Annotated in this window: 11 protein-coding genes; 6 read left to right on the top strand and 5 right to left on the bottom strand. The window is 65.1% G+C overall.

Annotated features, from left to right (window positions below; translation table 11 throughout):
• Positions 1 to 6: 6 nt before the first annotated feature.
• Entirely contained in the window at positions 7 to 540 is a 534-nt protein-coding gene (locus P24_RS11730; protein WP_008944942.1) for a GNAT family N-acetyltransferase, read from the bottom strand.
• Between the two features lie 186 nt (positions 541 to 726).
• Between P24_RS11730 and P24_RS11725 the strand changes: the two genes are divergently transcribed.
• Positions 727 to 1,890, top strand: a complete 1,164-nt coding sequence (locus P24_RS11725; protein ID WP_008944941.1) for a mandelate racemase/muconate lactonizing enzyme family protein — start codon at positions 727 to 729, stop codon at positions 1,888 to 1,890.
• Between the two features lie 32 nt (positions 1,891 to 1,922).
• On the opposite strand, the gene thiE is transcribed toward P24_RS11725, so the two are convergent.
• The 3 genes from thiE to P24_RS19255 all read right to left on the bottom strand — a co-directional run bounded on the left by thiE (position 1,923) and on the right by P24_RS19255 (position 4,263).
• Positions 1,923 to 2,597 carry a thiamine phosphate synthase gene (gene thiE / locus P24_RS11720; RefSeq protein WP_040707474.1) on the bottom strand — a complete coding sequence of 225 codons (675 nt, stop codon included), beginning with the start codon at positions 2,595 to 2,597 and terminating at the stop codon, positions 1,923 to 1,925.
• On the bottom strand, positions 2,594 to 3,523 hold the full coding sequence (locus P24_RS11715) for a class I fructose-bisphosphate aldolase (protein WP_008944938.1): 930 nt from the start codon (positions 3,521 to 3,523) through the stop codon (positions 2,594 to 2,596). Before P24_RS11715 ends, thiE begins: the two co-directional genes overlap by 4 nt.
• 287 nt (positions 3,524 to 3,810) lie before the next feature.
• Positions 3,811 to 4,263, bottom strand: coding sequence for a hypothetical protein (locus P24_RS19255; protein ID WP_008944937.1), 453 nt, complete (start codon positions 4,261 to 4,263; stop codon positions 3,811 to 3,813).
• A 287-nt stretch (positions 4,264 to 4,550) separates the two neighbouring features.
• Between P24_RS19255 and P24_RS11705 the strand changes: the two genes are divergently transcribed.
• The 5 genes from P24_RS11705 to P24_RS11685 all read left to right on the top strand — a co-directional run bounded on the left by P24_RS11705 (position 4,551) and on the right by P24_RS11685 (position 10,687).
• Positions 4,551 to 5,840: an MFS transporter gene (locus P24_RS11705; RefSeq protein WP_008944936.1), complete on the top strand. Its 1,290-nt coding sequence runs from the start codon at positions 4,551 to 4,553 to the stop codon at positions 5,838 to 5,840.
• A 141-nt stretch (positions 5,841 to 5,981) separates the two neighbouring features.
• Positions 5,982 to 7,187 (top strand): ABC transporter substrate-binding protein, encoded by a 1,206-nt coding sequence (locus P24_RS11700; protein WP_008944935.1) that lies wholly within the window; start codon positions 5,982 to 5,984, stop codon positions 7,185 to 7,187.
• Positions 7,188 to 7,218: 31 nt separating this feature from the next.
• A complete protein-coding gene (locus P24_RS11695) occupies positions 7,219 to 9,891 on the top strand; it encodes a methyl-accepting chemotaxis protein (protein ID WP_008944934.1) in 2,673 nt (890 codons plus the stop codon).
• A gap of 189 nt (positions 9,892 to 10,080) precedes the next feature.
• Positions 10,081 to 10,287 (top strand): hemin uptake protein HemP, encoded by a 207-nt coding sequence (hemP, locus tag P24_RS11690; RefSeq protein WP_008944933.1) that lies wholly within the window; start codon positions 10,081 to 10,083, stop codon positions 10,285 to 10,287.
• Positions 10,288 to 10,480: 193 nt separating this feature from the next.
• Complete coding sequence (locus tag P24_RS11685; RefSeq protein WP_008944932.1) at positions 10,481 to 10,687, top strand: cold-shock protein; 207 nt, start codon at positions 10,481 to 10,483, stop codon at positions 10,685 to 10,687.
• Positions 10,688 to 10,747: 60 nt separating this feature from the next.
• Here P24_RS11685 and P24_RS11680 read toward each other — a convergent pair whose 3' ends face one another.
• Positions 10,748 to 11,530 carry a type 2 periplasmic-binding domain-containing protein gene (locus P24_RS11680; RefSeq protein ID WP_008944931.1) on the bottom strand — a complete coding sequence of 261 codons (783 nt, stop codon included), beginning with the start codon at positions 11,528 to 11,530 and terminating at the stop codon, positions 10,748 to 10,750.
• Positions 11,531 to 12,129: the final 599 nt, after the last annotated feature.

Below are 12,129 nucleotides of genomic sequence, written 5' to 3'. Positions count from 1 at the left end.
GGGTGGTCAGCCGCCACGCCAATCCTGGCGCGTCATCTCATACCAGACGTCGCCCTGCTCACTGCCCGGTATGGGGTCGGGCCAATCGGCAAAGACGGTGCGAATGTACTTCATGCCGATCTTTTCCATGACGCGGCGCGATCCCAGATTCACCGCCATCGTGGTCGCCACGATGCTGTCATATCCGCCGTTCCTGAAGCCCCAGTCGACGAGCGCCGAAGCCCCTTCCGAAGCCAGTCCCTGACCCCACTCATTCCGGCGCAGCCGATATCCGAGTTCGGCTGAATGATCGCCTTCTGGCGACAGGCAGAACCATCCGACGAACGCGCCGTCGGTCTTGCGGCGCGCCGTCCAGACGTAAGGCTCCGTTCCTCTGGGCATCAGAAAGGTTGCGTTCTCATCAATTCGCTGATGATCGACGGCGTATCCGCCGTTCAGAAAGCGCATCACCTCCGGGTCAAGCTCAAGTGCCATGAAGTCAGCCCGGTCATCCGGGCGGCAGGGGCTGAGCGTTAATCGTGTCGTCTGCAAGATGGCCATGTTCAATACCCACCGATGGTCTGGGCGAATATAGCGCCGTTTCATCCACACCACGCACTCGCCGGTTATAAGCCATCCCGTTCCGGCATGGCCTGATCCGCCATGGGCATTGGACGGCGGCGGGGTGCGGCGCTAGTGTCGCGCGCAAACGTCAATGCCGGCAAAAGCAAGTACAGGAGCGCCCCCATGCGGATCGTCGATATCGTCGAGGTGACCAAGCCGATCGCCTCGCCCATTCGCAACGCCTATATCGATTTCTCGAAGATGACGGCCAGCCTGGTCGCGGTCGTCACCGATGTGGTGCGCGATGGCCGCCGCGTGGTCGGCTACGGCTTCAACTCGAACGGGCGCTACGGGCAGGGCGGGCTGATCCGCGAACGCTTCCGCGACCGTATCCTCGAAGCATCGCCGGAGAGCCTGCTGAACGAGGCCGGCACCAATCTCGACCCGCACAAGATCTGGGCCAGGATGATGACCAACGAGAAGCCCGGCGGGCATGGCGAGCGGTCGGTCGCGGTCGGCACCATCGACATGGCGGTCTGGGATGCCATCGCCAAGATCGAGGGCAAGCCGCTGTTCCGCCTGCTGGCCGAGATGAAGGGGCGCGAGGCCGACCCGAGGGTCTTCGTCTATGCTGCCGGCGGCTATTATTATCCGGGCAAGGACAATTCCGCCCTGTGCGCGGAGATGCGCAGCTATCTCGACCGGGGCTATACCGTCGTGAAGATGAAGATCGGCGGCGCCTCGCTCGATGAGGATCGCGGCCGCATCGAATCCGTCCTGAAGGAGATCGGCTCGCAGGCCCGGCTCGCCGTGGATGCCAATGGCCGCTTCGACCTGGAGACCGCCATCGCCTACGCCAAGATGCTGCGCGATTATCCGATCTTCTGGTACGAGGAGATCGGCGATCCGCTGGATTATGCCCTTCAGGCGGCAATCTCCGAATTCTATGACGCGCCGATGGCGACGGGCGAGAATCTGTTCTCCCATCAGGATGCCCGCAACCTGCTGCGCTATGGCGGCATGCGCCCCGACCGCGACTGGCTGCAGTTCGATTGCGCGCTGGCCTACGGGCTGGTCGAATATCTGCGCACGCTCGATGTGCTGCGCCAGTTCGGCTGGTCGCCGTCGCGCTGCATCCCGCATGGCGGCCACCAGATGTCGCTGAACATCGCGGCAGGCCTCGGCCTCGGCGGCAATGAGAGCTATCCCGACCTGTTCCAGCCCTATGGCGGATTCCCGGACGGGGTGAAGGTCGAGGACGGCCATATCGTGATGCCGGACCTGCCGGGCATCGGCTTCGAGGGCAAGTCCGACCTCATCAAGGTCATGCGCGAGCTTGCGGAATAGAAGGGCGCCTCAACTATTCGGCGGCTGGGCGGTTATTTCCGCGTCTTGCCGCCCTTTTGCGCCGCCTCGACCTCGTCGAAGATGCGGTTGAAGGCGGATACCGCGGCGGCGGGGCCGTCCTTGTGGTTCCACACCCCGCCGACCACGGCCAGGAAATCCGCCCCGGCCTCGACCAGCGGCCGGCAATTCTCGACCGTGATGCCGCCGATGGCGACGACGGGCACTTCCATCAGCTCGGCCCACCAGGACAGCAGCTCGATATCGGCCTGGGTCTTGGCCTGCTTGGTGTGGGTCGGGAAGAAGGCGCCGAAGGCGACATAGTCCGCACCCTGCTCGGCGGCACTCATGGCGAGGTGCCGGGAATTGTGGCAGGTGACGCCGACGATGGCGTCGGGGCCGACGATCTGCCGGGCTTCGGCGTAGGGCGTGTCTTCCTGGCCGACATGCACGCCGTCGCAGTCCAGCTCGGCGGCGAGGGCGGGGTCGTCGTTCAGGATCAGCGCCACATCATGGTTGTGGCAGATCGGCCGCAGCCGCTCGACCGCCTTGCGGATGACCGCTTCGTCAGCCGGGCCGTCGCCGGTCTTCAGCCGCAGCTGGAGGCAGGCGACATCGCCCGCTTCCAGCGCCTGGCTGAGCCGGTCGGGAAACGCCGCCAGATCGATCTCCGGCGGCGTTACGAGATACAGCCTGGTGCGAATGGTCAGGCCTTCCCCTGATAGATCTTCACGATGGTGTCCAGCATCGCCAGCGCATCGGCGCGCGGACGCTGGAAGGTGTTGCGGCCGATGATCGAGCCGGTGCCGCCGCCATCGCGGATTTCGCGGATCTCGTTGTACAGCCCGTCCAGGTCCTTCGCCTCGCCGCCGGAGAAGACGACCAGACGGCGGCCGTTGAAGGAGGACTGCACGACGTGGGAGATGCGCTCGGTCATGGTGCCGATCGGGATCTTCTTGCTCTCATAGACCTTCTTGGCGGCGTCCAGCTCCAGGGCGGCCGTCGGCGGCTTCACCTTGATGATGTGGGCGCCCAGCAGGGCTGCCATATGCGCGGCATAGGCGCAGATGTCCACTGCCGTCTCGCCCGGCTTCGACAGGTCGCCGCCGCGCGGATAGGACCACATGACGACGGCAAGGCCGACCGACTTCGCCTCCTCGGCCAGTTCGCGGGCCTCTTCCATCATGTCGAAGGCGGCGTCGGAGCCCGGATAGATGGTCAGGCCAATGGCCGAACAGCCCAGCTTCAGCGCATCGCCGATGGAGCCGGTGACGGCCTGGTTGGCGGCTTCCTTCTCGCGCGACAGCGAGTTGGAGGAATTGACCTTCAGGATGGTCGGGATCTGGCCGGCGAAGGTATCGGCGCCGGCTTCCAGCATGCCGAGCGGGGCGGCATAGGCCGACAGGCCGGCATCAATGGCCAGCTTGAAGTGATAGTGCGGGTCATAGGCCTCGGGGTTCGGCGCGAAGCTGCGCGCGGGGCCATGCTCGAAGCCCTGATCGACCGGCAGGATGACCAGACGGCCGGTGCCGCCCAGCTTGCCCTGCATCAGGATGCGCGCGAGGTTGGCCTTCACGCCCGGCGAATCGGATTCGTAATTGTCGAGGATCTTCTTGACGCGCTGGGTCATCTTCATCGGGCGAAATCCTTTCGGGGTGCGGTTTCCTGGGGCGCATCGCGGCCAGTTTCGGCGCGACGGCGTTATCGCGCCCACGAAATAGCCGATACGCCCCGCTTTTGCAATCTGGGGCGGGGGGTGGCGGTCGGCCAGTTTGAGTTCTGACCTGGGCCACACTCTTTTGTCATTGCCGGGCTTGACCCGGCAATCCAGGGGCGGTGCTCTGCCTGCATCGTTTCGGCATGTGGCCCCTGGACCCCCGGGTCAGGCCCGGGGGTGACGGGCGGAGAGGTTGTCAGATCGCCTTAACCATCGCGCCTCTCTCCTGCCAGCCAAACGCGCAGGGCGGCGGGCTGGTTCCGGCTGGCGTCGGGGTCAAGGGCGGCGGGGTCGAGGGCGGCAGGCGCGCGGTCCAGGATCGTGGCGCCACTGGCTTCGGCGATGCCGCGCAGGCGCATGAGGGTTTGGGCGTCACCAGTGAAGACCAGTCCCTTAACGCCCTGGCGCAGGGCGGCCATCGCGAAGCCGGGCCAGGGGCCGCAATCCAGCAATGCCGTGAAGCGGGCATCCGGGCGTTCTTCGGCAGCAGCCTCAATCAGCGCCTGCCAGAATCCCGCCCCCATCGTCCCGGCGGCGCCCGGCGGGCTAAGCAGCGTGACGGCGACGCCGGCCTCCCGCGCCGCATCGAGTGCGGCCAGCGCCTCGTCCAGCGTGCGGACGATAACGGCTTTAACTGGCGGTGGAGACGGGGGCGTCATGCTGAATTTCAGTTTCCTCTGTCCGTCATTCCCGCACTTGTTGCGGGAATCCAGGCCTCGGCTCGCTTCGGCATCGCCCAAGTGGGCTGAACCCTGGACCCCCGGTACAGGACCGGGGGTGACGGTCTGAGTGCCGGGTGCGGTTTGAGTATAAGGCACTAATCAAGTCGCACTTCATATCGACACGCAGACAGGGTCTTGCCGCTTTGTCTTTACGGCCACTTTGTCTTTACGGACAGGCGCATGCTAGCGTCGAGACAAAAGAAGAAGCGGGAGGAACGTCCGGCATGGCCGACAAGGCTGCGGAAACCAGCATTGAGCGCCCCTATGGCTGGCTCGTCGTCATCGCCTCGATGGCGATGGTCTCGATGGCGTTCGGCGCCATGTATCTGATCGTCGTCGGCATGGTGCCGGTCAGCCAGGAAATGGGCTGGCCGCGCAGCGTACCCTCGCTGGCGAACGGGCTGAACTGGGCCGGCGCCGGCATCGGCGGGGTGCTGATGGGCTGGTTCGCCGACCGCTATGGCGCGGGCCGCAGCGCGATCATCGGCGCCCTTTCGCTGGCCGCCGGCTGCGTGCTGGCCGGCAGCATGCAGGGGGAATGGTCGCTCTACGCCTCGCACCTGCTGCTGCTCGGCATATTCGGCAAGGGTGCCTTGATGGTGCCGCTGCTCAGCAACGCGACACGCTGGTTCGACCGCAACCGCGGCTTTGCGCTGGCGGTGGTCGGCAGCGGCCAGTCGATTGCCGGCATGCTGCTGCCGCCACTGTTCCGATACGCCATGGACGAGGCCGGCTGGCGCAGCGTGATGATCGGCTACGGCATTGCCTGCCTTGCCGTCATCCTGCCGCTGTCGCTGCTGCTGCGCCGGCCCGCACCGGTGTCGGTGTCCGCATCTGAACCTCAAGCTACACCGCTGCCCATTACCCTGCCGGGCGATGACGCGGTCGCGTTCGTGCGGCGCGCGGTGCCGTCGCTCCATCTCCTGCATGCGCTGCTGTGCCTGGCGATCATCGGCTGCTGCGTGGCGATGGCGATGCCCATCGTGCATCTAATGTCGCACGCCATCGATCTCGGCTTCTCCGCCGCGCGCGGGGCGGAAATGCTGTCGCTGCTGCTGGCCGGCGGCTTTGTCAGCCGCCTCGGATTCGGCCTGCTGGCGGACCGCATCGGCGGGCTGCGCACCATCCTGATCGGCTCCATCGGGCAGGCCGCCACCCTGTCGCTGTTCGTCTGGGTGGACGGGCTGACCGGCCTGTACCTCTCCGCACTCGCCTTCGGTCTCGCCTTTGGCGGGCTGGTCACGACCTATTCGCTGGTCGCGCGCGAGGTGTTCCCGCTGGGCGAGGTCGGCTGGCGGATCGGCGTGATCCTGCTGTGCGGCACGCTGGGCATGGCCGGCGGCGGCTATCTGGGCGGGCTGGTCTTCGACCTGGCCGGCAGTTACCGCATCGCCTTCCTGACCGGGGTTGGCTTCAACCTGGTCAATCTGGTCATCGTGCTGGGGCTGGTGTTCCGGATGCGTCCGGCAATGTCCGGCAAGGCCGTTTCCGGCGCGGTGGAGCGGGCCAGCTGAAGGCCATGTGGGTGATTAGTATATGTGCATGAATAATAAGATAAAAATTGAGGGTTAATTTCCCCAAATGGAAGCAAAGAGTAACCTCTTTTTAAAGGAGCGGGAGTAAGGTTAAAAACGAAGGATATTAAGGAGGGGTCCATGCGCTTCGTACCGAAAGCCGCCGCCACTGTTCGGGGTACTGTCCTGGGCGCGGTCCTGGGGTTGGGAATCATCGCCGCCAGCGCGGCGCCAGCCCTGGCTGCCGCCTCCGGCGTCTATGCCGACCGCATTGTGGTCGGGCAGAGTGCCGCGTTGAATGGCTCGGTCGCCGAACTGGGGATGGCGATGCGCGAGGGGCTGCTCGCCGCCTTCAAGGAGGCGAACGATGCCGGCGGCGTGAAGGGCCGCAAGATCGAGCTGATGACAAAGGACGACGAGTACCGCGCCGACCGCGCGCTGGCGAATGCGGAGGAGCTGATCCTGACCGAGGGCGTCTTCGCGATGATCGGCTCGGTCGGTACCGCGCCGTCGATGTCGGCCATGCAGCTGGCCAATGACATGGGCATCCCCTTCATCGGCGCCTTCACCGGCGCGCCGGCCCTGCGCCAGCCGGAACTCGACTATGTGATCAATATCCGCGCCTCCTACGATCAGGAGGCCGAGCTGTGGATCGAACGGCTGACCGCCGACCTTCAGGCCAAGCGCATCGCGATCCTGTATCAGGATGACGCCTTTGGCATTTCCGGCGTGCGGGCGGTGAAGAAGGCGCTGGAGAAGCACGGTCTGACGCTGGTCGCGGAAGGCAGCTACTACCGCAACACCACGGCGGTGAAGACCGCGCTGCTGACCATCCGCAAGGCCAACCCGGAGGCGGTGCTGATCGTCGGCGCCTACCGTCCGGCGGCGGAATTCATCAAGCTGTCGCGCAGCCTGGGCATGGACCCGCGCTTCCTGACCACCTCCTTCGTTGGTGGTGAGGTGTTCTCGCAGGCGCTGGCGGCGCAGCGCACCGGTGTGGCCGTCACGCAGGTCATGCCGCTGCCGCAGGATGAGTCGCTGCCGCTGGTGCAGCAATATCAGGCCGCCATGATGGCGGTGAGCGACAAGGCGCGCCCCGACACGGTGTCGCTGGAAGGCTATGTCGCCGGGCGGCTGTTCCTGGAGGTGCTGCGCAAGATCGAGGGCGAGCCGACGCAGCGCGCCTTTGTCGACACGCTGTACAAGGTCGGCAGCTTCGATCTGGGTGGCTTCACGCTGACCTTCGGGAAGGGCGACAATCAAGGGTCGGACACGGTGACACTGACCGTGATCCAGGATGACGGAACAGTGAAGAAGGTAGAAAGCCTGGCCGCCGCTGGCGGCTGAAGCTGTGTCCAGGAAGGGACGGGGGCAAGTCATGACAGAGAATAACGAAGCGATTGAGGCTGAGGTCGATACCGAAGCCGGAAACGACCCGGAAAACACGGCCCGGCAGGCGAAGCGGCGCGGGCGCGGCCTCGGCATCCGCGAGAAGCTGCTGATGGCGTTCGGTGGCGCGGCTATCATGACGGTGCTGGCCGGCGGTGTCGCCTGGTTCTCCTTCGAGCGTGTGAAGGACAGCCTGGCGACGATCACCGACGAGGCCGTGCCGATGTCGGAAGCGGCGTTGAAGATCGCCGCCGACGTGAACGGCTTCCTGGCAGTGGCCCCGGCGCTGCAGGCCGCGACGACGCCAAAGGAGCGCGAGGATGCCCGTGCGGCGCTGGACGAGCGCACCAACCTGCTGAACAGCGACATCATCGACCTGGCCCGGGTGCTGGGCGAGGCTGGCGAACAGCAGGTGCAGGGGCTGCGCACCAGCGTCGAGACGCTGGCCAGCCGGCTGCAGAGCATCGACCAGATCGTGAAGGAGTCGCTTGCAATCAAGCGCAAGCGCCAGGACATGGTGGACGAGGCCAATCTGGCGCATGGCGCGATCCTGGCCGATATCGACCCCAAGGTGGAAAGCGCGCGTACCGGCCTTGTCTCCGCCGCCGAGGAGGCGACGGCGAACAGCGGGCGCACAATCACCGATTTGCTGGAAAACCAAGTCGGCGCGCTGCGGGCGGCGCTGGAGGTCAAGGCCGAGGTCAACTCGCTGCTCGGCATCTATACCCAGGTTGCCTCGGCGCAGGATGCCACGCATCTGCGTCCCCTGCGCGACCAGTTCGACGCCACGGCGCGGCGGATCGCCCCCAATCTGGAAAAGCTGTGGGATCTGGGTAGTGGCGCCAATGTGGTGATGCTGGTCGAGGAGATGGTCGCCAAGGGGCGCGATGCCAACGGGCTGTTCGCCACCCGCATGGATGAGCTGACCGGCTCCGACTTCCAGAAGCTGGAGGCGATGCGCAGCCGCCGTGTCGAGCTGATGCGCGAACTGCTGGCGCTCTATGAGAATCTGACCCTGGCGCTGGTCACGCTGGTTGACGATACCGGCTTCGACCTGGTGCTGAGTTCCGAGGTCACCATCGCCGACAACAGCTTCATCATCACCCGGCTGATGGAGAAGGACGTCAGCATGCTGCGCGCGCTGCTGTCCATCCAGGGCGAGGCCAATCTGCTGGCCGGCGTGCTGGCGGCGGCGTCAAATGAAAGCCGCACGGCTGAGATCGACGCCCTGTCCGGCCGCTTCGCCGGTGCCGCCTCGCGCGTGAACGCCTATCTGGAAGAGCTGCAGAATGGCGGGCAGGACGTCGCCATGCTGGCCAGCACGGTCAACATGCTGATCGAATATGGCACCGCCGATGGCAATCTGTTCGACCTGCGCCGGCAGGAGCTGGCCCTGGGTGAAAAGGCCAGCGAGGCGCTTGCCGCCGGCAAGGTGCAGGCGACCGCATTGCAGTTCGCCGTCGATGCGCTGGTCGATGAAGCCTCCGGCAAGATCGAGGACGCGAAGGCCGCCACCAACGACGTCATTATGGCCAGCACCACGGCAATGCTCGTCATTGTCGGCGCCAGCATCATCGGTGCGGTGTTGCTGGGCTGGCTCTATGTCGGGCGCGCCGTCGTCGGCAGGCTGATGCGCCTGACCACGGCGATGGAATCGATCAGCCAGGGCGACCTGACCGCTGAGATTCCGAACAGCGGCCGTGACGAGATCGCCCGCATGGCCGATGCGCTGGCGGTGTTCCGCGACAATGCGGTGGCGCTGGAGGAAAGCCGCGCTGCCGCCGATCAGGAACGCCGGCAGGCGGCCGAGGAACGCCGGAAGATGATGTATCAGCTGGCCGACGATTTCGAGGCGAAGATCGGCGATGTCGTGAAGGCGGTGGCCACGGCGGCTTCCGGCCTGAAGACTTCGGCGGAGAGCATGGCTCACACGGCGGAGGAGACCCGTACCCAGGCCACCACCGTCGCGGCGGCCTCGGAACAGGCTTCCAGCAATGTGCAGACCGTCGGCGTGGCGGCGGAGGAGCTGTCCAGCTCGATCAGCGAGATCGGGCGCCAGGTCAGCGAATCCGCGACCATCGCCCAGCGTGCGGTCAGCGCGGCGCAGCGCACCAACGGCACGGTGCAGGAACTGATGAAGGCCGCCCAGCAGGTCGGCGAGGTGGTGCAGCTGATCCGTGGCATCGCCGAGCAGACCAACCTGCTGGCGCTGAACGCGACCATCGAGGCAGCGCGCGCCGGCGAGGCGGGCAAGGGTTTCGCCGTCGTGGCCTCGGAGGTGAAGAACCTGGCCAACCAGACCGGCAAGGCGACCGAGGATGTGTCCGGTCAGATCGAGGTCATGCAGGGCACCACGGAAGAGGCGGTGGGCGCGATCACCGAGATCGCCAGCATTATCGGCGAGATCAACGAGATCGCCACGGTGATCGCCTCGGCGGTGGAGGAGCAGAATGCCGCCACCCAGGAAATCGCCCGCAATGTGCAGCAGGCGGCCTCGGGCACGCAGGAGGTCAGCTCCAACATCGTCGGCGTCAGCACGGCGGCGGAGCTGAGCGGCACCACGGCGCACGAGGTGCTGAACTCCGCCAACGATTTGATGTCACAGAGCGAGCGCCTGCGCAACCAGGTCGACCAGTTCCTGACGCAGGTGCGGACCGGCTGACCGGGCGCCGCACTGCTATGGTTCTACACAACCCTCCCGGCTCTGGCCGGGAGGGTTTTTCTTATGCCCCATCGGGATGACGGATCGGCGTTGACAAGGGCGGTTTTAGCCTTCAGTCTTGCTATTGCGAGTTATTCGCAAATTAGTTTTAAGCGCGCGTACTGCTGACACGCACAGAGGAGACAGGCTATGAGCGTCATGCGCCAACCTTCCATGCCGGGTCCGGCCCATCCCGGCCTCGACGGCTACCGCCCGGTCCAGCCGGTGCCGGCGGCCCAACGCATCCTCGACAGCGGCGATTTGTTCACCGCCGGGCGCGAGGTGCTGATCCAGCACGCCGAGGAGTTCTACCGGCTGCGCCTGACGCGCAAGGGCAAGCTGATCCTGACGAAGTAAACCGGTGGGCAATTCCGGCGCGCGGCGTCGATTGCGCGCCAATAGGCTTTGCGCATAGGATAATGCGTTGTGTGGAGCGGCAAAGACGTTTGGCCGCCGTTGAGTGACGCAGATTTCCCTTCGTTCCCGACGAGTCCGCATGCACTTGCGAAGGTGTGTCGCCGCGGACGCGTGGCGATGAAGGAGAAAGATTATGAGTACTGGCATCGTGAAATGGTTCAACCGTACCAAGGGCTACGGTTTCATCCAGCCGGATGAGGGCGGGGCCGATGTGTTCGTGCACATCAGTGCGGTTGAGCAGGCCGGACTGGCCGATCTGGCCGAGGGGCAGCGCCTGAGCTACGACCTGCAGCAGGGCCGCAACGGCAAGATGTCGGCGGGTTCCCTCACCCTGGCCTGACGTCGGGAACAATGAGTGCACCGGAAAGGGCAGGCCATCGGGCCTGCCCTTTTCTTTTGCCTACGGTGTGCCCAGCCCGTAGCCGCGCAGTACCTCCTGAAACGCGGGCGCGCGCATGGTGTCGAGCAGCAGCCGGCCGATGGCGGTCGCCATCTCCGCCCGCCGCGCGCTGCCGATCACGGCCTGGCTGTAGCGCTGGTCCGGCGTATCGCCGATCAGCAGCGTCTCTTTCATCTCCGGCACTTCGGCCAGCAGCCGTTTCAGGAACACATCGTTCAGCACCGCGACCTCGGCCTCGCCATCCAGCACCGCCTGCAGGCTGTCGCCCGGTTCCGGTGTTTCCAGAATGTCGAAGCGCCTGGCCAGCGCAGCACTGTCCGTCTCCATGCCGGCGAAGCCGTAATGGAAGCCGCTGACGATGGCGATGCGGCGCTCCGACAGCGGGCTGAAGAAGCCCTGATCGCGGCCGGGTTCCGCCAGAGCGACATAGATCTCGCTGCCCTCATGCAGGGTGGCGGCGGAGGCGATCTTTCCGCGCGGCCAGCCCCAGTCGGCGCTCTCGAACAGGATCAGGTCGAAACTTCCCTTCTCAAGATCGGCATAGCGCTGCTCCGCGGCCGTGGGCACGAACTCCAGCCGGTAACGCGTCTGCGCCTTGTTGGCGGCGGCGATCAGATCCAGCGTCAGCCCGCCCGGCTGGCCATCGATCACCTCGACGAAGGGCGGGAAGGGGTAGCCGCCGATGCGGATGGTCTCGGCGGCGAGGACAGGGTTGAGGAGGGGTGCGGCCAGGCCGGACAGCCCGATGAAACTCAGCAGCGTTAGTCGGCGGATGATCGTCATGGTTCCAAGGCTCTTGCGTCCCGTTGCTGCAACCGCACCTATCATGCGCGAATTCCATTGTCTTGGCGATGGGGCCGTTGGATGCCGGGGCATTGCCGCTTGTCATGCCGATTGTTACAGGCGGGCCGGGATGCGCCCGAAAAATTTCATAATTCCGGCGGCAGTTAAAAATTATCCCGAAAAATATCGCAAAAAAGGCTTCTAATCAGATACTTGGCGTTTAATTTCGCTGAGCGTTCGAACAGTCGGCGGGCGATCTGCTGCCCTGCCGCTAAGTGTCGGGCCTTACAGGGAAAATTCGGGCTTGCGTGGGGAGATTGTTGGGCATATATGACGCCCCAGAGCGTATTCGCACGTACCAATGGCCCACCGTGGTTAAGTAACGACGTAACGCGTCTCTTTTGGCTCATCTGGCGGCGCTGCCGCTCTGGTCCGAAGGGGTCCTGTTATGATTGCGTCCTGTACCACCGGGGGCTGAGACACCCCCCTGAAAAACGAACCTTGAGCGGTCCCACAGGCCTCCCGCAGAGGGAAGGCCGCTGAACCCGCCAAGCACGTCTCACTTCATAGGCTTTCGATATCGCCGCCAGCTCTTTTGC

Source organism: Oceanibaculum indicum P24 (assembly GCF_000299935.1).
Classification (GTDB): Bacteria; Pseudomonadota; Alphaproteobacteria; order Oceanibaculales; family Oceanibaculaceae; genus Oceanibaculum; species Oceanibaculum indicum.
The sequence above is the reverse complement of the archived record's forward strand: the minus strand, read 5'-3'. Positions and strand labels throughout refer to the sequence as shown.